16 protein-coding genes and 1 tRNA gene are annotated in these 21,668 nt (G+C 72.5%); 11 read left to right on the top strand and 6 right to left on the bottom strand.

All coding sequences use genetic code 11. The annotated features are described in order from the left end of the window. Window positions 1-63 precede the first annotated feature (63 nt). Both ABTZ58_RS22305 and ABTZ58_RS22300 read right to left on the bottom strand, forming a co-directional pair. Window positions 64-134: transfer RNA gene (locus tag ABTZ58_RS22305), tRNA-Gln, on the bottom strand. An 11-nt stretch (window positions 135-145) separates the two neighbouring features. Next, entirely contained in the window at window positions 146-1,018 is an 873-nt protein-coding gene (locus ABTZ58_RS22300; protein ID WP_351359308.1) for a hypothetical protein, read from the bottom strand. Window positions 1,019-1,185: 167 nt separating this feature from the next. On the opposite strand from ABTZ58_RS22300, the gene ABTZ58_RS22295 reads away from it, so the two are divergent. Continuing rightward, complete coding sequence (locus ABTZ58_RS22295) at window positions 1,186-2,487, top strand: sensor histidine kinase (protein ID WP_351359305.1); 1,302 nt, start codon at window positions 1,186-1,188, stop codon at window positions 2,485-2,487. Window positions 2,488-2,512: 25 nt separating this feature from the next. On the opposite strand, the gene ABTZ58_RS22290 is transcribed toward ABTZ58_RS22295, so the two are convergent. Together ABTZ58_RS22290 and ABTZ58_RS22285 are read right to left on the bottom strand one after the other, a co-directional pair. Next, window positions 2,513-3,007 carry an SUKH-3 domain-containing protein gene (locus ABTZ58_RS22290; protein WP_351359302.1) on the bottom strand — a complete coding sequence of 165 codons (495 nt, stop codon included), beginning with the start codon at window positions 3,005-3,007 and terminating at the stop codon, window positions 2,513-2,515. Between the two features lie 90 nt (window positions 3,008-3,097). Further along, on the bottom strand, window positions 3,098-3,685 hold the full coding sequence (locus tag ABTZ58_RS22285) for a YwqJ-related putative deaminase (protein ID WP_351359299.1): 588 nt from the start codon (window positions 3,683-3,685) through the stop codon (window positions 3,098-3,100). A 386-nt stretch (window positions 3,686-4,071) separates the two neighbouring features. Between ABTZ58_RS22285 and ABTZ58_RS22280 the strand changes: the two genes are divergently transcribed. The 4 genes from ABTZ58_RS22280 (at window position 4,072) to ABTZ58_RS22265 (ending at window position 9,467) form a co-directional block, all read left to right on the top strand. Beyond that, a complete protein-coding gene (locus tag ABTZ58_RS22280) occupies window positions 4,072-5,076 on the top strand; it encodes an SMI1/KNR4 family protein (RefSeq protein ID WP_351359296.1) in 1,005 nt (334 codons plus the stop codon). Between the two features lie 8 nt (window positions 5,077-5,084). Then, complete coding sequence (locus ABTZ58_RS22275) at window positions 5,085-8,120, top strand: SUKH-4 family immunity protein (protein WP_351359293.1); 3,036 nt, start codon at window positions 5,085-5,087, stop codon at window positions 8,118-8,120. Window positions 8,121-8,273: 153 nt separating this feature from the next. Beyond that, complete coding sequence (locus tag ABTZ58_RS22270; protein ID WP_351359290.1) at window positions 8,274-8,426, top strand: carboxymuconolactone decarboxylase family protein; 153 nt, start codon at window positions 8,274-8,276, stop codon at window positions 8,424-8,426. Window positions 8,427-8,582: 156 nt separating this feature from the next. Next, window positions 8,583-9,467, top strand: a complete 885-nt coding sequence (locus ABTZ58_RS22265) for a cellulose-binding protein (RefSeq protein WP_351359287.1) — start codon at window positions 8,583-8,585, stop codon at window positions 9,465-9,467. 223 nt (window positions 9,468-9,690) lie between these two features. Here ABTZ58_RS22265 and ABTZ58_RS22260 read toward each other — a convergent pair whose 3' ends face one another. Both ABTZ58_RS22260 and ABTZ58_RS22255 read right to left on the bottom strand, forming a co-directional pair. Next, a complete protein-coding gene (locus tag ABTZ58_RS22260) occupies window positions 9,691-10,221 on the bottom strand; it encodes a GNAT family N-acetyltransferase (protein WP_351359284.1) in 531 nt (176 codons plus the stop codon). A gap of 20 nt (window positions 10,222-10,241) precedes the next feature. Continuing rightward, on the bottom strand, window positions 10,242-11,735 hold the full coding sequence (locus ABTZ58_RS22255) for an MFS transporter (protein ID WP_351359281.1): 1,494 nt from the start codon (window positions 11,733-11,735) through the stop codon (window positions 10,242-10,244). A gap of 471 nt (window positions 11,736-12,206) precedes the next feature. Between ABTZ58_RS22255 and ABTZ58_RS22250 the strand changes: the two genes are divergently transcribed. The 6 genes from ABTZ58_RS22250 to ABTZ58_RS40240 all read left to right on the top strand — a co-directional run bounded on the left by ABTZ58_RS22250 (window position 12,207) and on the right by ABTZ58_RS40240 (window position 21,490). Beyond that, entirely contained in the window at window positions 12,207-12,995 is a 789-nt protein-coding gene (locus ABTZ58_RS22250) for an ABC transporter ATP-binding protein (protein ID WP_351359279.1), read from the top strand. Beyond that, window positions 12,992-15,571 carry an ABC transporter permease gene (locus ABTZ58_RS22245; protein WP_351359276.1) on the top strand — a complete coding sequence of 860 codons (2,580 nt, stop codon included), beginning with the start codon at window positions 12,992-12,994 and terminating at the stop codon, window positions 15,569-15,571. The genes ABTZ58_RS22250 and ABTZ58_RS22245 overlap by 4 nt, the downstream gene beginning before the upstream one ends. A 264-nt stretch (window positions 15,572-15,835) precedes the next feature. Further along, entirely contained in the window at window positions 15,836-19,393 is a 3,558-nt protein-coding gene (mfd, locus tag ABTZ58_RS22240; RefSeq protein WP_351359273.1) for a transcription-repair coupling factor, read from the top strand. 192 nt (window positions 19,394-19,585) lie between these two features. Further along, window positions 19,586-20,362, top strand: a complete 777-nt coding sequence (locus ABTZ58_RS22235) for an HNH endonuclease family protein (RefSeq protein WP_502996114.1) — start codon at window positions 19,586-19,588, stop codon at window positions 20,360-20,362. A 39-nt stretch (window positions 20,363-20,401) separates the two neighbouring features. Further along, window positions 20,402-21,112, top strand: coding sequence for a DNA alkylation repair protein (locus ABTZ58_RS22230; RefSeq protein WP_351359271.1), 711 nt, complete (start codon window positions 20,402-20,404; stop codon window positions 21,110-21,112). Window positions 21,113-21,151: 39 nt separating this feature from the next. After that, the gene (locus tag ABTZ58_RS40240; protein ID WP_502996113.1) at window positions 21,152-21,490 is read left to right on the top strand and encodes a hypothetical protein; all 339 of its coding nucleotides are present in this window, start codon (window positions 21,152-21,154) and stop codon (window positions 21,488-21,490) included. Window positions 21,491-21,668: the final 178 nt, after the last annotated feature.

Raw genomic sequence — 21,668 nt, 5'->3', positions numbered from 1 at the left:
GAGTGCGGGTCCTGACTGGGGCTTGCCAGTCAGGACCCGAACCGAGCTGGTGTGTATTGCGGGCTCCCGGAGAAGGATTCGAACCCTCATTCAACGGACCAAAACCGTTTGTCCTACCCTTAGACGATCCGGGATGAAGTGCGCGCTATGTCCGATTTCGCTGATCGGCCGTGCGTGCGGACTCCACTATGCCGTACCAGGAGCCCTCGATGCGACGGTACAGATCGGCACCCTTCAGGACTTTGATGACCAGGCAACCCCGATAGGAATCGCCCGTGTTCTTGCGGCGCGTCTTCGGGTTGTGCTTCTTCAGGGTCGTCTTGTTGAACGCGGTCGCGTCGGCGCCGACGAGGTCGGCCCAGTACCTCTCCGCGCCCGCCACGTCGGCCGACTCGTGGATCATCACGGTGAACCGGAGCCGGTGCCGTTCCACGCTCAGCAGGTCGAGCCAGGCCAGGAACACCTCGATCATTCCGGGGTCGCTGTTGACGAAACAGACGTTCTCGCGGCGGTCGTACGGCTTGTCCTTGCCGCCCTCCGCCCAGTACAGCCCGACGCCCAGAAGGAACAGCTCGCGCGGAGACAGCGAGCCGACCGCTTGCCTGGCGGTCTCCTTGGTGTGTCGTCGTTCCTCGTCGCGCAGGCGCATGGTGGCCTCCCAGCCCCGCCTCGCGATCGCTGACGCCTCCTCGGAGGTCCGCTTGCGCTCCGGCTTCGGCAGGTCCCGTACCCACAGGGAGATCGAGCTCTTCGAGCACCCGAGCTCGAGCTGGATCCGGTCGTACGTCCAGCCCCGGAGCCGTAGCTCCCTCGCCTTCTCGCGGAGGTCGTCCTTGGCGTTCGGGCGTTTCGTCCAGACCGGTGGGGGCTCGCCCTTCACCAGGCGGTTGAGGAGGTCGTTGTTGTGGATCTTCAGCTCGTCACGGATCTGGCGAAGGCTGAGCCCCGCGCGGCGCAGCGCCACCGCCCGTTCCCGCAGGCCCTCGAAGTCGGTGTATTTGCCGGTGGCATGTGTCATACGCATACCGTCCGGGCGGAATGGTCGGCTCCGGGGTCGAACGGTGTGCGGTTCAGCAGTTCGAGGGATATCGGGTGGATTCGCAGCCGAACGGTCACGGAGTGTGGTGTGGGCCAGTGCGGGAAACTCACCGGAAAACCGGCCGGGGGCGCCCGTAGGCTGGAGGCATGACCGCGACGGGGGAAGACCATGTGACGGCCCGGGGAGGGCCGTGGTGGTGGGCCAGGCGGCGCAGTGCCGTGTTCGATGTGAGCCTGGGTGTGGTGTCCGCGCTGGAGTGCGGGCTGGAGGGGATTCCGTTCGCCCGGGACGCGGGGGTCCCGGTCGCGGCGGGAGTGGTGTTCGGTGTGCTCGCCGGTGCCGTGCTGGTGGTGCGGCGGCGGTGGCCGATCGCCGTCGTGCTGGTCTCGATCGCCATCACGCCGGCCCAGATGGGCTTCCTGCTGGGCATCGTCGGCCTGTACACGCTCGCCGCGGCCGAGCTGCCGCGGCGGATCATCGCCTCGCTGGCGGGGATGTCGCTGGTGGGGACGCTCATCGTGACGTTCGTGAAGACGCAGCAGGACATGGTCCGGGGGGACTTGGACCTGGGTGACTGGTTCGTGCCGTTCGCGGCGATCACGATGTCGCTGGGCTTCACCGCGCCCCCGGTGCTGCTCGGGCTGTACGTGGGGGCCCGGCGGCGGTTGATGGAGAGCCTGCGGGAGCGGGCGGACAGTCTGGAGCGGGAGCTTCAGCTGCTGGCCGAGCGGGCGGAGGAGCGGGCCGAGTGGGCCCGGAACGAGGAGCGGACGCGGATCGCCCGGGAGATGCACGACGTGGTGGCGCACCGGGTGAGTCTGATGGTGGTGCATGCGGCGGCGTTGCAGGCCGTGGCGCGGAAGGATCCGGAGAAGGCGGTGAGGAACGCCGCGCTGGTGGGGGACATGGGGCGGCAGGCGCTGACCGAGTTGCGGGAGATGCTCGGGGTGCTGCGCAGCGGTGGGAACGAGCGGCGGGTGCCGGCCGCGTCGGTGCCGTTGGCGGCGGTGGGGGTGGCTGCCGCGGCGGCGGCTTCGCGGGTGGCCGACGACGAGGGGCCGTCTCTGGCGGAGATCGAGGAGTTGGTGGGGCAGTCGGCTGCCGCGGGGATGGTGGTGGACCTGTCGGTGGAGGGGGATCCCCGGTCGTATGCGCCGGAGGTGGAGCAGACGGCGTATCGGGTGGTGCAGGAGGCGTTGACGAACGTCCACAAGCACGCTGCGGGAGCGAAGACGTACGTGCGGCTGGCGCACCGGGTGTCGGAGATCGCGATGCAGGTGGAGAACGAGCCGCCGGGGGAGGAGGCGGCGTCGTCGGCGCGGTTGCCGTCCGGGGGGAACGGGCTGGTGGGGATGAAGGAGCGGGTGGCGGCGCTGGGCGGGGTGTTCGTGTCGGGGCCGACGGACGCGGGGGGTTTCCGGGTGTCGGCGGTGATTCCGTCGTCGTAGGTCCGCCCTGGTCCCGGGGTCCGGGTCAGCCGGTGGTGAGGCGGGCGGGTGCGGTGCCGGCGATGAGGGTGGTCAGGGCCCGGTCGATGTCGGCGCCGAGGTACCAGTCGCCGGTGTGGTCGAGGGTGTAGACGCGGCCTTCGGTGTCGATGGCGAGCAGGGCCCGGGTGTCGGTTTCCGCGCCGAGGGGGCAGACCTCGGTGTCGAGGGCGCGGCCGAGGTCGCCGAGGGTGCGGGCCATGTGGAGGCCGTGCAGCGGGTCGAGGTGGAGGGTGGCGGGGGCCACCTGGCGGCCGGGGCCGGTGGGGGTGATGTGGAGTCCGCCGAATTCGGCCCAGGCCTCGACGGCCGCGGGGAAGACGGTGTGGCGGTGGCCGGCGGGGGAGACGTGGTCGCGCAGGGCGTCGGCCCAGATCTCGGCCTGTTTGATGTCCCAGCGTCCGGGTTGCCAGCCGGCGGCGCGCAGGGCGGCGTCGACGGGGACGGCGAAGCGGGTGGTAGAGGTGCGGTCGGTGTGCATCTGCCCTTCGTCTCGTCGAGGTGACGGGGTGGCGCGTGGGGTGGGCGCGCTGGAGTGTCCGGTCGTGCGGGGTGCGGGGGTGGGGGCGCGTCAACTCCGGGTCGCGGGGTCGACGATGCGGACGCCGAAGTGGGCGCTGAGCGCGGTGCAGGCGCGGCAGGGGGTGGCGAAGCTGCCGTGCAGGGGGTCGCCGTCCTCGCGGATGCGCCGGGCGGTGAGTTTGGCGTGCTTGAGGGCTTTGCGTGCCTCGCCGTTGGTCATGGGTCTGCGGGCGGCGCGTTTGCTGCGGGCGGCGTCGGCGGCGGCGATGTGGCGGGAGATGAGGATGGTCTCGGCGCAGCGGCCGGTGAAGCGGTCGCGTTGGGCGCTGGTGAGGGTGTCGAGGAAGTCCTGGACGAGGGGGTGCAGGGCGGGGGGTGTGTCGCCGCGGGCGGCGGTGCCGGTGAGGGTGGCGCCGCGGACGGAGAGGGCGGCGGCGACGGTGGGGAGGATGCCGTCGCGGCGGTGGAGGAGGACGGGGGTGTGGGTGGCCTCGGCGGCGCTCCAGCCGATGCGGGGGTCGCCGGCTCGTGGGTCGCCGTTGCGCGGGGCGTCGTGGCGCGGGTCGGCGTCGCGCGGGGCGCCGTTTCGTGGGTCGGCGGACCTGCCGGTGTGTGGTCCCGTCTGTGTCGCGTTCATGATCGTCTTCCCCTCCGTGCATCCCCCGGGAGGTCACAGACTGCCAAATGCCGCGGCTCGTGCGGTAGCTGGGGCGTGGCGACACGCCCGTACCGGGGCGTGGCGTCACGGTGGGGTGACGCCTGGTCACGGAGGCGGAGGGGGTGCGACCGGTGCCGGTGACCGGTGTCGTCGTACCGCATAGGCTGTCGGCACCGCGGGCGATGCGGTGATCCGTTCGGGGATCGATGCAGTGAACCGGAGGGTGATCCGTGAGGTGGGCGCGTGCGGTGACGGTGGGCCGAGGCGCACCGTGGTCGAGACAGAAGACGTGACAGTCGATACGGGCCGTAGTGCGCCAAGGTGGTGGATACGGGTCGTACAGAGTGCCGCAGGGGGCAACCGCCATGACGACAGGTCGGCTCGGGCAGCAAGCCGCGCCGCCGAACGCGGCCTACGCCGGGCAGGTCGTGCATTTCCCGGACCCGGTCCGGGCGGCCCGTCACCCGAGAGGGGTACGGGTGGACGAGCGTGGTTACCCCGACTTCTCGCCCTATGCGCGTGCGGCCGCGGAGATCGCGGAGCCGCCGGAGGGTTTCGGCGTCGACGAGTTGCGGCTGACGGACTACGTGTCGGCGAACATGGCGCTGGCGGCGTCCGGGCACGAGTTGTGGGACACGGTGCCCGCGGTGGCGACGCCGCACGGCTGGACGTGGCACCACGTGGTGGGCTCGCGGCGGCTGGAGCTGGTCCCGGTCGAGGTGAAGGCGCTGCTGCGGCATCACGGCGGGGTGGCCACGTCGGGCGTCGACCATGCCAAGCGGGGCACGCGGCCGTTGCAGGAGACGCGTCCGGCGCACTTCGGGCTGCCCAAGTCGGGTGTGGCGGTGACGGAGTCGCAGGTGCAGGGCGTCGAGGAGGACCTGGGCTACCGGCTGCCGGGTGCGTACCGGTCGTTCCTGAAGGCGGCGGGGGGTTGCGCGCCGGTGGGTGCCGCGCTCGACGCGGAGCTGGGGCTGCTGATCGACCAGCCGTTCTTCACGGTGCGCGACGAGGCGGCGGTCAACGACCTGGTGTACGTCAACAAGTGTCTGCGTGACCATCTGACCAAGGACTACCTGGGGGTCTCCTTCGTCCAGGGCGGCTTGCTGGCCGTGAAGGTGAAGGGCGAGCGGATCGGCTCGGTGTGGTTCTGCGCGTACGACGACGTGCGGGACGTGGATGCCTCGCTGCCGCCGGCGGAGCGGGTGGAGCGGCTGCTGCTGCCGTGCGGGGACGACTTCGACGTCTTCCTGTCGCGGCTGGCCGGCGATCCGCCGGAGTTGGAGACGGTGGCGAACCTGATGGTGGACGGCGGGTTCGCGCGTGTGGTGCCGGTGGACGCGGTGTCGTCGTCGGCCGTGGGGGAGTGACGTCAGCGATGGTGACCTTCGCACAGGCGCAGGAGCGCGCGGAAGAGTGGATCAACGGGGACCTGCCGTCGTACCAGCATCGTGAGGTGCGGGTGCGGGAGTTCGACCTCGGGTTCGTGGTGTGGGCCGAGGACCGGGCGGACGGGCCGCGGTCGGACGGCGGCGCACAGCGGCTGGTGATCGCGCGGGACAGCGGCGAGGCCACGCTGTGGCCCGGGCTGCCGGTGGGTGAGGTGATCCGCCGGTACGAGGAGGAGTACGGCCGTTCCGACGCGGCGGACGAGCCGGTGCCGGCGGCGCCCGCGCGGGTGGATCTGAACCAGACGTCGTTCTTGTTGACGCCGCCGGAGTGGTTGCAGGACGCGGCGGACAAGCTGGGGATCCCGGACCGGCGGGAGGCGGCTTCGGCTGGTGCGGACGCAGCTGCGGACGCTTCTGCGGGTGCCTCGGGTGCCTCGGGTGCCTCGGGTGCCTCGGGTGCCTCGGGTGCCTCGGGCGGCGAGGGCGTGCCCGTCGCGCCGGGGAGTGGTGCGTCGTGGCCGGCCGCCGGGGGGAGTGACGCGGAGGCCGCGTCGGACGCTTCCGGGGTTCCGGAGGTGGCGGGTGCGCCGGGCGAGCCGGGTGCGCCCGCGGGGGCGACTCCGTGGGCGGGGACGGACACCAACGGGGACGCCGGTGACGACCGTTCCGTACCGCTGCCCGCGACGGTGTTCGCGCCGCCGCTGAGCGGAAGCGACGGTGACACGCCGCCGTCGACGGCACCCGACGCCAAGACGGCCCTGATGTCGGGCGGCAGCCGGCTTCCGCCGACGGCGCTGTCGCCGGTGATCGACGACCCGAACGCGGCGGGCGCGGCGGCGCCCGGTGGGCCGGGGACGCCGCCGGGCGGTGTGCCGCACGGCAGCACGCCTCCCCCCACGCGGGCCGGTCAGCCGTACGGGTATCCACAGGGGCCGGACGCGTCCGGCGGGCCTGGTGTGGCCGGTGGTCCGGCTGGTCCTTCCGGTCCGGCTGGTCCCGCCGGTGCGGCGCGGCCGCCGGCCGGGCCGGGGGCCGCGCCGAACGCCGGGGACATCGCCGACGCCGCGACCAGCAAGGCGACCCCGCCGCCGGGACGCAACCGGGGCGCGGGCCCGGCCATGCCGCCTCCGCCGGGTGCCCCGGGAACGCCCGGTGCGCGGCCGGGCGATACGCCTGCGCCGTCGGGCCCCGGAGCGCCGGGTACGCCGGCGGGCGGTTACGTACCCACGCAGATGGTGTCGGCGCTCGGGCCGGAGGGGCCGGGAGCCCCTGCCGCCGACGGGCCCGGTGGCCCCGGCAGCCATGGTGGCCATGGCGTCCCTGGTGCCGCCGGCGGGCCGGGTGTGCCGGGTGGCCAGGGCGCCCCGAACGCGCCTGGTGCGCCCGGTGGTCACGGTGCCCCGAACGTGCCCGGTGGTCACGGTGCCCCGGGCGGGCCGGGTGTGCCGCAGCCGCCGGGTGCCCCGAATCCCCCTGGTACCCCTGGCGTGCAGGGGGGCCACGGTGCCCCGGCTGGACCCGGTGCGCCGCAGCCTCCCGGTGCTCCCGGTGGGACTCCGCCCGGCGGTGTCCATCACGCCGCCACGATGCTCGCCGGTCCCGGGCGGATGGGCCAGGGTGGGCCCCAGCCTCCGCAGCCGCCGGGGCCGCCTGGTGCGCCCGGTGCCCCGGGAGCCCAGGGTGGGCCCGGCGCGCCGTATCCGCCCGGTGCTCCGCAGGTGCCCGGTGCGCCCGCTCCGCCCGGCCCGCCCGGTGCGCCTCAGCCGCCGGGTGCCCCCGGAGTGCCCGGGGGGCCGGGGCCCGTGCATCACGCGGAGACCATGCTGGCCGCGCCCCCCGCGGGCGGCCCCGGCGTGCCTCCGCCGCCGCAGGCCCCCGGCGCACCACCCGTCGCGCCGGGAGTCCCGGGCGCCCCTGGCGTGCCCGGTGCGCCGCAGGTGCCGCACGGCGGCATGCCGGGTGCGGTGCCGGCCGGCGTGATGCCGCCGCCCGGTCAGCCCGTTCCCGGGCAGCCGCCGGCGTACGGCTATCCGCAGCAGCCCACCGGGCAGCCCACGGTCGGCCCCGGCTACCAGGCCGTGCTGCGCTACCGCGCGCAGGACGGTTCCGAGCAGCAGCTGATCCGGCGTTCGGCGCCGGGCACGCCGCACCCGGAGTGGCAGATCTTCCACGAGCTGCGGGCCATGAACGTGCCCCCGGACCAGGTGCTGGAGCTGCACACCGAGCTGGAGTCGTGCGAGCTGCCGGGCGCGTACTGCGCGCGGATGATCCGGGAGCAGTGGCCGCAGGCGCGGATCACGTCCATCGCCCCGTACGGCACGGATCACGCGAGCCGGCAGCAAGGCATGCAGCAACTGCTGGCCCACCAGGGCGAGTTGCACCAGGTGGCGGACGGCCCGGCGCGTCCGGCCCCGGTGCGCGCTCCGCTGCCGCCGGTGCAGGCGGTGCCGCCGATCCCGCCGGAGGGCATCGCGCAGGAGCTGGCGGCGGCGTTCGGGCCCGGGGTGTTCCGCTTCGAGCAGGCGGCCGTGTCCCGGCAGGGCGTGCCGCCGATCGTGGCGCACACCCTGGTCGCGGCCGGGCTGCCGCTGGACATGGGCCCGTTCTTCTGGGCGCAGGCCCAGCCGGGCCGGCCCGTGCCGACGCTGGCCGAGCTGGCGGCCGAGCGCGGTGTGCAGCCGGCCTCGGACGCGGGCTCGTACCTGGTGATGGGCAGCGACTTCGGCAAGGCGATCTGCGTCCAGTACGGCACCGCGAACATCGTCGCCGTGCCGGTGGAGGCGGGGCCGGGCGGGGCGCCCGTACCGCCGCAGTTCGTGAACACCGGGCTGCCGGAGTTCGCGCGCTGCCTGGCGCTGCTGGGCCGGATGTGGCGGCTGCGGTTCGGTCTGAACCAGGAGCAGGCGGGTCGCTGGACGGTCGACTTCCAGGCGCAGTTGGCCGCGCTGGACCCGGCGGCGCTGGGTTCGCCGGAGAGCTGGTGGTCGGTGCTGCTGGAGCAGATGTGGGACGGCTTGCTGTGACGCTGTGACGTGTCGCGGCCGACGTGCCGTGAGGAGCCGGGTCCGGTCGCTCGTACGACCGGGCCCGGCTCTTCTCGTGCCGGTACGAAGATCCCAGGCACGGATGAATAACCGGGCGTTCGATCCTTCCCGGCACGTTGAAGGGCGCAGTACGTGGCGGAGTTGGCCGGGTTGCGCGCCAGTCAGATCGACGGCTGTGGCGCCCGCGTCCACGGACACACCGTCGATCTCCGCGCGGCCGGGGTGAGCGAGGAGCGCGTCGCGGCCGTCGCGGCCTGGCGGCACGCTCCCTTCTCGTGGGGCTGACGGCCGTACGGCCCGGCGGCCCGGACGGCGGCCGGGGCCTGTGGCCCCCTTGCGGAGTGTCGCGTTATGAACACTTCCGTCTGATCCACCAAGATGTGCGCGAAATCATCCTGATTTCTCGCGTGTCGCGTCGGTGTGGTGGAGAGGGGTCCCAGGATGAGCAGCGCATCGGTGTCCTCGCACGGCTTTCCGGTCGTGCGGAGGCGCGGTTACCGTCCCGAGCAGGTCGACGCGTACGCCGCGGCCCTCTCCGCGGATCGTGACGCGGCCTGGGAGCGGGCCGCCCGGCTGACCGTGCTCGCACGGCAGATGGACGAGGAACTGGGGCGGCTGCGCGAGGCCGTGGCGCGACTGGGCCCGCAGACCTACGAGACGCTGGGCGAGCGGGCCCGGCGGCTCTTCGAGCTGGGGGAGCAGGAGGCCGCGGCGGTGCGGGAGGGGGCGTGCCGGGAGGCGCGCCGGCAGGTGGAGGGGGCGCGGGCGTCGGCGGCCGGCGTGCGCGAGTCCGCACAGGCGCACGCCGAGGCCGTACGCGCCGACGCCGACGAGCGGGCCCGGCAGCGGCTGCTCGCGGCGCGTGCCGAGGCCGACGAACTCCGGGGCGAGGCGGAACGCGAGGCGGGGGAGGAACGCGGTGAGGCGCTGGCCGCGCTGCGGGAGATGCGGCAGCGCACCTCCGGCATGCTGGCCGAGCAGGAGAGGGAACGCGCCGGGCGGTGGGAGGAGACCGAGCGGGAGGAGGCCGGGCGGGCGGCAGCCCTGGACGCCCGGCACGCGGAGGAACTGGCGCGCGCCGAAGGGGCGCTGTCCGGGGCGGAGCAGGCTCTCGCCGACGCGGAGGACGCGGCCCGCGACCTGGAGGAGGAGGCCCGGGCACGTGCGGCGGAGCTGCTGGACGCCGCCCGGGCCCGGGCGGAGGCGGTCGAGCGCGAGACGGAGCGGCTGCTGCGCGAGCACGCCGACCGGCGGGACGGCGTGCGGGCCCATATCGACCATGTCCACAGCAGCCTGGCGGCCTGGGCGGGACAGACGGCGGAGTGAACTCCGGGGCGTCCCCGCTCAGTCTTTCCCGCGTACCGCGCCCGCCAGGATCCAGCCCTCCACCGCCTCGTACTGACGGCGTTGCTCCTCCGGCCTGCGGCGGCCGGAGGCCGGTGTGCCCAGCCAGCCGCAGGCGAAGCCCAGGGGGATGGAGAGCAGGCCCGTGGTGGTGGTTTGGCCGAACTGATTGGGCGGTATGCGCTTACCTTCGTGACCTCGGGTGTTACCCGCGTTGACCCTCGTTCGAGGGTGCTTCGGGGAGAGTGGAGGCCAAGTCCCGGCGCACGTAACGCAGTCCGGGCCGGCCGCTCAGGATCGTCTCCCCGACGGGGGTGAAGCCGTTGCGGGACAGGACCTTCCTGGAGGCGGGGTTGTCCAGGGTCGTCCGCGCGGTGAGGGACGTCAGCCCGTAGTCGGCGGCGGCCGTCCGGCACATCAGCGCGACGGCCGCCGTCGCCACGCCCCGCCCGGCCGCGCGCTCGCCGACGCGGTAGCCGAGCTCGGCGCTGCCGTCCGCCACGTCGAGCAGGTTCACGCGGCCGATCAGCACGTCGTCCTCCAGGAGGACATGGAAGTGGCACACGCGCGCGTGCTGCTCCTCCAGGAGCGCCCGGTGGCGTTCGGCGAACCCGGCCGGTGTGAGGTAGGCGTCCCCGCGGTCCGGGACCGTACGCGCGAAGTACGCCCTGTTCTCCCGCTCGAAGGCCAGCAGGACGTCGGCGTGGTCGGCGCGCAGCCGTTCCAGGGTCAGCATGGGCCGCAGGGTACGGACGGTCAGTCCTTGAGCACAGGGAATTTCCTGGGCGCGAGGAACAGCAGCACCACGAACGCCAGCGCCGCAGCGCACGAGGCGCCCAGGTAGACGGCGTGCACCGCGTCGGCGATCGCCCGCCTGGTCGCCTCCGGCGCGGTGCCCGAGTCGAGCGCCCGGGTCACCGAGTCGAGGTCGCCCGCGCCGCCGAGCCGGGCGGCCAGCACCCCGTTGGCGACGGCGCCGAAGACGGCCGCGCCGACCGTCTGGCCGGTCTGGCGGCAGAAGAGCACGGACGCGGTCGTCGTCCCGCGTTCCGCCCAGCCCACCGTCGACTGCACCCCGACGATCAGCGGCAGCTGGAACAGGCCCAGCGCGGCGCCCAGCAGCAGCATCAGCAGCGTCGGCTGCCACGCCTGTCCCGGATAGGGCAGGAAGGGGAACGCCAGCAGGATCAGGGCCGCGGCGCCGATGCCGAGCATCGCGGTGTTGCGGAAGCCGATCCTGCGGTAGACGTGCTGGCTCAGTGCCGCCGACACCGGCCAGCTCAACGTCCATACGGAGAGCACGAATCCGGCGGTCACGGGCGCCAGGCCCAGCACCGACTGGGCGTAGGTGGGCAGGAAGACCGTCGGCGCGACCATCAGCAGCCCCAGCGCGCCCAGGGCCAGGTTGACCGCGGCGATCGTCCGGCGCCGCCACACCCAGCCCGGAATGATCGGATCCGCAGCGCGGCGCTCCACCAGCACCACCACAGCCACCAGGGCGAGACCCGTGCCGAACAGGGCCAGCGAGGGCGCCGACAGCCACGGCCACGCCACCCCGCCCTGCACCAGGGCCGTCAGCAGCACCCCGCCGCAGGCGAACACCGCGAGCGCGCCGGCCCAGTCCACGCGCGCGTGCGGGGCCCCGCGCCGCTCCGGCTCGTGCAGGTGACGCACGATCAGCCACAGCGCCACCGCGCCGACCGGCAGGTTGACCAGGAAGATCCAGCGCCAGTCCGCGTACGCGGCGAGCAGCCCGCCGAGTCCGGGTCCGGCGACCGCGGCCACCGCCCACACCGTGGACAGCTTCGACTGGATGCGGGGCCGGTCCTTCAGCGGGTAGAGGTCGGCGGCCAGGGTCTGCACGGTCCCCTGCAGGGCGCCACCGCCCAGGCCCTGCACGATGCGGAAGGCGATGAGTGCCGCCATGTTCCAGGCCAGCGCGCACAGCAGGGAGCCCAGCAGGAACACCACCGAGCCCGCGATCAGCACCGGCTTGCGGCCGAAGGTGTCGGAGAGCTTGCCGTAGACGGGCAGCGTGACGGTCACGGCCAGCAGATAGCCGGAGAACAGCCAGGAGAAGACCGAGAAGCCGCCCAGGTCCCCGACGATCTGCGGGACGGCGGTCGAGACGATGGTGGAGTCCAGCGCCGCCAGCGCCATCGACAGCATCAGCGCTGCGACCACCGCCCCCCGCCGGCCGGTCGCGACGGGCCGAGCGGTCTCCTGTGCTGCCGGACTCGTGCTGCCCACCCCGGGTCCCTCCCCCTGGCACCGGCCGCCCTCGCCGGGGCCGTCGTCCCTGTGCCTGCCCCTTGCACGTATCTGCCGCAGACAGCTTCCCACTTGACCCTGACGTCGCGGGAGGGTGGAGTCTCGATGGGCCGAGGGGAGGAGCCGACCCTGAGACGGACTCCACCCTTCGGTGGACTGCCCCTAGGGGTACCTCCGTACTACGACCTGGGGAGGGTTCGTACCGGCGGAGGACGAGACGCCGAGGGGGCGTTCCTTAACCTGGCTTTACGCCGCCGGGGGGCGGGTTCACACACCGGCGGGGGTGGGGTTTTCCACAGCAAAAGACTGCGCTGCGCACCAGGGCGCAGAGCCCCTCCCCACCGGGAGACTTGAGGCGCGCCGGACGGTTCCGCGGTCCGGCATCGCACACCGCGGGTGCCGAGCAGGCGACCGTCTTCACCATTTGCTGACCGATATAGGAGACATACCGTGACTTCGGCTGTAACCATTCCCAGGCACGGGGGTACTGGAGGGCGTACGGCCGTTGCCGCGCGGGCGCGGCAGGTCGTGAAGGCGTACGGGTCCGGAGAGACCCGTGTCGTCGCCCTCGATCACGTCGACGTGGACATCGCACGCGGCCAGTTCACCGCGATCATGGGCCCCTCGGGCTCCGGCAAGTCCACGCTCATGCACTGCCTCGCCGGGCTCGACACCGTCACCAGCGGGCAGATCTACCTCGACGACACCGAGATCACCGGCCTGAAGGACAAGAAGCTCACGCAGCTGCGCCGGGACCGGATCGGGTTCATCTTCCAGGCGTTCAACCTGCTGCCGACGCTGAACGCCATCGAGAACATCACGCTGCCCATGGACATCGCGGGCCGCAAGCCGGACAAGGAGTGGCTCGCGCGGGTCGTGGAGACCGTCGGGCTCGCCGACCGGCTCAAGCACCGGCCCACCCAGCTCTCCGGCGGCCAGCAGCAGCGCGTCGCCGTGGCGCGGGCGCTCGCCGCCCGGCCCGAGATCATCTTCGGTGACGAGCCGACCGGAAACCTCGACTCGCGCGCCGGCGCAGAGGTCCTCGGCTTCCTGCGCCGCTCGGTGACCGAGCTGGGCCAGACCATCGTCATGGTCACCCACGACCCGGTCGCCGCCAGCTACGCGGACCGGGTGCTGTACCTCGCCGACGGACGGATCGTCGACGAGATGTACAAGCCGACCGCGGAGGCCGTCCTGGACCGCATGAAGGACTTCGACGCCCGGGGGCGCACGTCATGACCGTCATGAAGACCTCCATGCGCAACTTCGTCGCGCACAAGGGACGCATGGCCCTGTCGGCGGTCGCCGTCCTGCTGTCGGTGGCCTTCGTCTGCGGGACGCTCGTCTTCACCGACACCATGTCCACCACGTTCGACAAGCTCTTCGCGGCCACCTCCTCCGACGTCACGGTCAGCGCCAAGGGCGCCTCCGACAGCGGTGAGACCACCGCCGACAACGGCAAGCCGCCGGTCATGCCCGCCTCCGTGCTCGGCGAGGTGCGCAAGGCCGAGGGCGTGAAGTCCGCCGAGGGCACCGTCTTCTCCACCTCGGTCACCGTCGTCGACGCCGACAAGGACAGCCTCTCGCCCACCAGCGGCGGCCCGACCATCGTCGGCAGCTGGAACGCCACCGACGCCCGCACCATGAAGATCACCTCCGGTGCGGCGCCCAAGGGCGGCGACCAGATCATGGTCGACGCCGACACCGCCGACAAGCACGGCCTGAAGCTCGGCGACGAGATCACCGTGCTCACCGCGGTCGGCAACCACACCGCGAAGATCTCCGGCATCGCCGACTTCACCGTCACCAACCCCGGCGCCGCGATCTTCTACCTCGACACGAAGACCGCTCAGCAGGCCCTGGTCGGCGAGCCGGATGTCTACACCAACGTCAACGTCACCGCGGCCGCCGGCGTCAGCGACGCACAGCTGAAGAAGAACGTCACCACCGAGCTCGGCCGCGACTTCCAGGTCAAGACCGCCAAGGAGACCGCCGACGCCAACCAGAAGGACGTCGAGGGCTTCATGAACGTCATGAAGTACGCGATGCTCGGCTTCGCCGGGATCGCCCTCCTCGTCGGCATCTTCCTGATCATCAACACCTTCTCCATGCTGGTCGCCCAGCGCACCCGCGAGATCGGCCTGATGCGGGCCATCGGCTCCTCCCGCAAGCAGGTCAACCGCTCGGTGCTGGCCGAGGCGCTGCTGCTCGGCCTCGTCGGCTCGGTGCTCGGCGTGGGCGCGGGCGTCGGCCTCGCCGTCGGCCTGATGAAGCTCATGGGCCAGATGGGCATGGAACTGTCCACCGACGACCTCACCGTCGCCTGGACGACCCCCGTGGTCGGACTCGTCCTCGGCGTGATCGTCACGGTGCTCGCCGCCTATCTGCCCGCCCGGCGCGCCGGCAAGATCTCCCCGATGGCGGCGCTGCGCGACGCGGGCGCCCCGGCGGACGCCAAGGCCGGCTGGATCCGCGGCATCATCGGCACCGTCCTCACCGCCGGCGGCACCTTCGCCCTGTACCTTGCGGCGGCGGCCGACAAGGCCACCGACGGCTCGCTGTGGCTCGGCATCGGCGTGGTGCTGTCGCTGATCGGCTTCGTCGTCATCGGCCCGCTGCTCGCCGGCGCCGTGGTCCGCGTCCTCGGCGCGGTCCTGCTGCGGATGTTCGGCCCCGTGGGCCGCATGGCCGAGCGCAACGCCCTGCGCAACCCGCGCCGCACCGGCGCGACGGGCGCCGCGCTCATGATCGGCCTCGCCCTGGTGGCGTGCCTGTCCGTGGTCGGTTCCTCCATGGTGGCCTCCGCCACCGACCAGCTCGACAAGACCGTCGGCACGGACTTCATCGTCCAGTCCGACAGCGGCCAGCTGATCACCCCGCAGGCGGTCGAGGCCATGAAGTCGACGCCGGAGCTGGAGCGGGTCACCGAGTACAAGTGGACCAAGGCCGACTTCACCACCCCCGACGGCGAGACCCTGAAGGACACGGCGATCACGGCGGCCGACCCGTCGTACGCGACCGACCTGCGCACCGAGACCGTCGCCGGCAAGCTGCCCGACGCCTACAAGCCCGACTCGATGTCCGTGCACGAGAAGTTCGCCGAGGACCACGGCATCAGCCTCGGCTCGAAGGTCAAGGTGGCCTTCAAGGACGGCTCCGCGGCCGACCTCACGGTCCGGGCGATCACCAGCAGTGACGTCGTGATCGACGCGGGCGCGATGTACACCTCCATCGCGACGATGGCCAAGTACGTCCCGGCCGACAAGATGCCGCTGGACTCGCTGGTCTTCGCCAGCGCCAAGGAGGGGCAGCAGGACGCCGCCTACAAGTCCCTGAAGTCGGCCCTGCACGACTATCCGCAGTACACCGTGCGCGACCAGACCGACTACAAGGACGCCCTGAAGGACCAGATCGGCCAGCTGCTCAACATGATCTACGGCCTGCTGGCCCTGGCGATCATCGTCGCCATCCTGGGCGTGGTGAACACCCTCGCCCTGTCGGTGGTGGAGCGCACCAGGGAGATCGGCCTGATGCGGGCGATCGGCCTCTCCCGCCGCCAGCTGCGCCGCATGATCCGCATGGAGTCGGTGGTCATCGCCCTCTTCGGCGCCCTGCTGGGCCTCGGCCTCGGCATGGGCTGGGGCGCCACGGCCCAGCAGCTGCTGGAGCTGGAGGGCCTGATGGTCCTGGACATCCCCTGGCCGACGATCATCGGCGTCTTCCTCGGCTCGGCGTTCGTGGGTCTGTTCGCGGCACTGATCCCGGCGTTCCGGGCGGGGCGGATGAACGTGCTGAACGCGATCGCGACGGAGTAGTCACGCGTCACCGCGAGGAACCACCGCATACGGGGGTTGCGGGGAACCCGGCGCCGGGAAGTCCACTCCAGGACTTCCCGGCGCCGGTTGTGCGCGCGGCAAGGCCGGCCGGGCCAGGACACCGAGGCCGAGCACCTCGCACCCGGGGGCGTCGTCCACAGGCCCCGACGCCGGGCCGCGCGGCGTCGTACGCTGGATACCCCCGGCCCGCGGCGCGCGTCGGGCCAGTCGTGTTGCCCACCCCCTGGACGGAAAACACCCCCCATGAGCCTGCACGGTCTGCTCGACGCCGTCGTCAAGGACGCCGCCCTCGCCGAAGCGATCAGGGCCGCCGCAGACGGCAACCGCATGCACGTCGACCTGGTCGGCCCTCCCGCGGCCCGCCCTTTCGCGGTGGCCGCCCTGGCCCGGGACACGGGCCGCCCGGTGCTGGCGGTGACGGCGACGGGCCGCGAGGCGGAGGACCTGGCCGCCGCCCTGCGCTCCCTCCTCCCGCCCGAGGGCGTCGTGGAGTACCCCTCCTGGGAGACTCTGCCGCACGAGCGGCTCAGCCCCCGCAGCGACACCGTCGGCCGCCGCCTGGCCGTGCTGCGCCGCCTGTCCCACCCCCGCCCCGACGACCCCGAGACCGGCCCGGTCTCCGTCGTCGTCGCGCCCGTACGGTCCGTGCTCCAGCCGCAGGTCAAGGGGCTGGGCGACCTGGAGCCCGTCGCGCTGCGGACCGGGCAGAGCGCCGATCTGAACGCGGTGGTGGAAGCCCTCGCCGCCGCCGCCTACGCGCGCGTGGAGCTGGTGGAGAAGCGCGGCGAGTTCGCCGTGCGCGGCGGCATCCTCGACGTGTTCCCGCCCACCGAGGAACACCCCCTGCGCGTGGAGTTCTGGGGCGACGACGTCGAGGAGATCCGCTACTTCAAGGTCGCCGACCAGCGCTCCCTGGAGATCGCCGAGCACGGCCTGTGGGCGCCGCCCTGCCGCGAGCTGCTGCTCACCGAGGACGTACGCACGCGTGCCCGGGCCCTGGCCGAACAGCACCCCGAGCTGGGCGAACTCCTCGGCAAGATCGCCGAGGGCATCGCCGTGGAGGGCATGGAGTCCCTCGCCCCGGTCCTGGTCGACGACATGGAGCTGCTGCTCGACGTGCTGCCCAAGGGGTCCATGGCCGTCGTGTGCGACCCGGAGCGGGTGCGTACGCGCGCGTCGGACCTGGTCGCCACCTCGCAGGAGTTCCTGCACGCCTCCTGGGCGGCCACCGCCGGCGGCGGGGAAGCGCCCATCGACGTCGGCGCGGCCTCCCTGTGGTCCATCGCGGACGTGCGCGACCGGGCGCGCGAGCTGGACATGATGTGGTGGTCGGTGTCGCCGTTCGCCGCCGACGAGACGTTCACACATGGCGCTGACGCGGCGGGCGACGCCGACACCCTCAAGCTCGGCATGCACGCCCCGGAGACCTACCGCGGGGACACCGCCAAGGCCCTCGCCGACACCAAGGGCTGGCTCGCCGACGGCTGGCGGACGGTGTTCGTCACCGAGGGCCACGGCCCCGCCGCCCGTACGGTCGAGGTGCTCGGCAGCGAGGGAATCGCCGCCCGCCTCGACGGGGACCTCGGCGAGATCTCCCCGTCCGTGGTGCACGTGGCGTGCGGCTCGATCGACCACGGCTTCGTCGACCCGGCCCTCAGACTCGCGGTGCTGACCGAGACCGACCTCTCCGGCCAGAAGGCGTCCGGCCGCGAGGGCGCCCGTATGCCGGCCCGTCGCCGCAAGACCATCGACCCGCTCACCCTGGAGGCGGGCGACTACATCGTCCACGAGCAGCACGGCGTGGGCCGCTACATCGAGATGGTGCAGCGCACCGTGCAGGGCGCCACCCGCGAGTACCTGGTCGTCGAGTACGCCCCCGCCAAGCGCGGCCAGCCCGGCGACCGGCTCTACATCCCCACCGACCAGCTGGAGCAGATCACCAAGTACGTCGGCGGCGAGGCCCCCACCCTGCACCGCCTGGGCGGCGCCGACTGGACGAAGACGAAGGCCCGCGCCAAGAAGGCCGTCAAGGAGATCGCCGCCGACCTCATCAAGCTGTACAGCGCCCGCATGGCGGCCCCCGGGCACGCCTTCGGGCCGGACACCCCCTGGCAGCGCGAGCTGGAGGACGCCTTCCCCTACGCGGAGACGCCCGACCAGCTCACCACCATCGCCGAGGTCAAGGAGGACATGGAGAAGACGGTCCCCATGGACCGCCTGATCTGCGGCGACGTCGGCTACGGCAAGACCGAGATCGCGGTGAGGGCCGCCTTCAAGGCCGTGCAGGATGGCAAGCAGGTCGCCGTGCTCGTGCCGACGACCCTGCTGGTGCAGCAGCACTTCGGCACGTTCAGCGAGCGGTACGCGCAGTTCCCGGTGGTCGTGAAGGCCCTGTCCCGCTTCCAGACCGACACCGAGGCCAAGGCCGTCCTGGAGGGCCTGCGCGAGGGCTCGGTCGACGTCGTCATCGGCACGCACCGGCTGTTCTCCTCCGAGACGAAGTTCAAGGACCTCGGCCTGGTCATCGTCGACGAGGAGCAGCGGTTCGGCGTCGAGCACAAGGAGCAGCTGAAGAAGCTGCGCGCCAACGTCGACGTGCTGACCATGTCCGCGACCCCGATCCCCCGGACCCTGGAGATGGCGGTCACCGGCATCCGCGAGATGTCGACCATCACCACCCCGCCGGAGGAGCGCCACCCGGTGCTGACCTTCGTCGGCCCGTACGAGGAGAAGCAGATCGGCGCCGCCATCCGCCGCGAACTGCTGCGCGAGGGCCAGGTCTTCTACATCCACAACCGCGTCGAGTCGATCGACCGGGCCGCCGCCCGCCTGCGCGAGATCGTCCCCGAGGCGCGCATCGCCACCGCGCACGGCCAGATGTCCGAGTCGGCGCTGGAGCAGGTCGTCGTCGACTTCTGGGAGAAGAAGTTCGACGTGCTGGTGTCCACGACGATCGTGGAGTCCGGCATCGACATCTCCAACGCCAACACCCTGATCGTGGAGCGCGGCGACAACTTCGGTCTGTCCCAGCTGCACCAGCTGCGCGGCCGGGTCGGACGTGGCCGTGAGCGCGGCTACGCCTACTTCCTCTACCCGCCGGAGAAGCCGCTGACCGAGACCGCGCACGAACGGCTCGCGACCATCGCCCAGCACACGGAGATGGGGGCCGGCATGTACGTCGCCATGAAGGACCTGGAGATCCGCGGCGCGGGCAACCTCCTCGGCGGCGAGCAGTCCGGCCACATCGCGGGCGTCGGCTTCGACCTGTACGTGCGGATGGTCGGTGAGGCCGTCGCGGACTACCGGCGCCAGCTGGAGACCGGCGACATCGAGGAGGAGCCGCCGCTCGAGGTCAAGATCGAGCTGCCCGTCGACGCGCACGTCCCGCACGACTACGCGCCCGGCGAGCGCCTGCGCCTCCAGGCCTACCGCGCCATCGCCTCCGCCAACTCGGAGGAGGACATCAAGGCCGTACGCGAGGAACTCGTCGACCGCTACGGCAAGCTGCCCGAGCCCGTGGAGAACCTGCTGCTCGTGGCGGGCCTGCGCATGTTCGCCCGGGCGTGCGGTGTCGGCGAGATCGTGCTGCAGGGCACCAACATCCGCTTCGCGCCGGTGGAGTTGCGCGAGTCGCAGGAGCTGCGGCTCAAGCGGCTGTACCCGGGGGCCGTCATCAAGCCGGCGGCGCACCAGGTGCTGGTACCGCGCCCGAAGACGGCGAAGGTCGGCGGCAAGCCGCTGGTCGGACGGGAACTGCTGGCGTGGGTGGGGGAGTTCCTGACGTCGGTCCTGGGTTCCTGACAGGCGGGTCCGGGCCTGGTCCGGTACTGGCTCCGGGCCGGGGCCGGGCCTGGCCCCCGGGCCCGGTTCCGGCCCCGCTCCCGGAATGCCCCTTCGGGTCCGGTGTGGTCTGAACCTCACCCTCGCTACCGTGGGACCAGACACAGGCCGCCCGCGCGAGGGCGGGACGGGCAAGCAGGGGAGGGGCGCAGGGTGACGCGTCTGAGGGGCGGGGCGGCACTGGCCGTCGCCATGGTGTTCGCCGGTGCGGCGCTGACGGGCTGCGAGGGCCTGGCCCCTCCGGCGGACGGCAGCGGAGCCTCCGGATCCGGTGCCCCGGCCGCCGGGGACCCCCGGGCCGTGAACCCGCTGGACAACCCGGACGGCACCAAGCCGGGGCTGGCGACGATCACCTCCACCGAGGACAGGGCGAAGGCGCGCGCCCTGATCGAGAAGGTGGCCACGAAGGGCCGCGGCCCCAGGACGGGTTACGACCGGGACGAGTTCGGCTACGCCTGGATGGACTCGGCGCCACGCGACGTCCCCTTCTCCCACAACGGCTGCGACACGCGCAACGACCTCCTCAAGCGCGACGGCCGGGACCTGCGCTTCCGTAAGGGCTCCGACTGCGTCGTCACGTCCATGACGCTGCACGACCCGTACACCGGCAAGGTCATCGAGTTCACCAAGTCCCGTGCGATGAAGGTGCAGATAGACCACGTGATGCCGTTGTCCTACGACTGGCAGATGGGCGCCTCGCGCTGGACGGAGGACAAGCGGGAGTCCATCGCCAACGACCCGCTCAACCTCGTCCCGGTGGACGGGCCGACCAACAGCGCGAAGGGAGACTCGGGTCCGGCGTCCTGGCTGCCGCCCGACCGGCGGATCCGCTGCGCCTACTCGGTGCGCTTCGCCCAGGTGTCCCTCAAGTACGACCTGCCCGTGACGTCCGCCGACAAGGAGATGATGCTGCGGCAGTGCGGCGGCTGACGGCGGCGGCCCGCCCACCCTGCGCTACCGTGCCCGGACATGACGACCCATGCGCTGCAGGCCCTGCGGAGCGCGCTGCGGGACGGGGCCGAGCCGGACATCAGGATCCAGCAGCTGCGGGTGCTGCGGCCGCCGGGAGACGATGAACTGCTCGGCGTGCGGGTGCCGGTGGTGCGTGAGCTGGCCCGGGCACACCGGGAGCTGACCCGGGAGGACGTGGACGCGCTGCTGCGCAGCCGTGTGCACGAGGAGCGGTTGGCCGGGGTGCTGGTGCTGGCCGAGCGGATGCGGACGGCCCGGGGCGCGGAACGCCGGGACCTGGTCGACTTCTACCTCGCGCGCACCCGGTGCGTGGACAACTGGGACCTGGTGGACGCCTCCGCCCACGTTGTGCTCGGGCCGTGGCTGGCGGACGGGCCCGAGGCCTCCGAGGACGTCCTGGACGGGCTGGCCGCCTCGCCCTGGCTCTGGGACCGCAGGATCGCCGTCGTAGCCACCCTGGCGCTGATCCGCCAGGGGCGCTTCGCGCCGACGTTCCGCCTGGTGCGCGCCCTGTGCCATGACCCGGAACCGCTGATCCACAAGGCGCTCGGCTGGATGCTGCGCGAGATCGGCCGCCGGGACGCGCCCCTGCTGGTGGCGTTCCTGGAGCAGCACCTGAAAGACCTGCCGCGCATCACCGTGCGGTACGCGACCGAGCGGCTCCCGGCCGAGGAACGCGCGCGTTTTGTGCGGGCACGGCAGCGGTAATCCGATGCCTGGCACACCGGATCCTCCTACGGTGCTCCCGTGCCGGAGATCACGCAGCCGAAGATCCCGCAGCCGAGGATATCGAGCCTCGCCGACCGTCCCGACATGCTGGAGCGGGTCGTGGGAATGGCGGACACCTGGCCGGAGTTCGTGATCCAGGACCTCGTGGGCGCCGCCCACTACCCCCGGATCGCCACCGAACTCCCCGAGTACGCCCTGTTCGCCGAGGACGAGAGCGCCGAGCAGTTCGCCACGGCCCTCGACGGCGAGCGTGAACGGCACGCTGTAGGCGTTCGCGACGACCTCGCGCTTGGCGCCCCTGCCCTGGGCGTGGGGCGCGACGGAGATGGGGATGGCGCTGACCGTGTCGGGGCGTAGTCCGCGGCGCAGGTCCGAGAAGGCCCACACCAGGACCGTGTCCCAGCCGTTCCCAGAAGGAGTGCCGCATCCACACGTTGGGCTCGACGTACACCGCGTAGCCGCGCTCCACCTCGCAGCGCACCGGCACCAGGCCGTGATCAGCACGACAACGGTTCGGTACAACCCGTGACCCGTT

The organism is Streptomyces sp. NPDC094143, from assembly GCF_040303825.1.
Lineage (GTDB): Bacteria > Actinomycetota > Actinomycetes > Streptomycetales > Streptomycetaceae > Streptomyces.
Note: the sequence above shows the minus strand (reverse complement) of the source record. Positions and strands in the feature narration are given on the sequence as shown.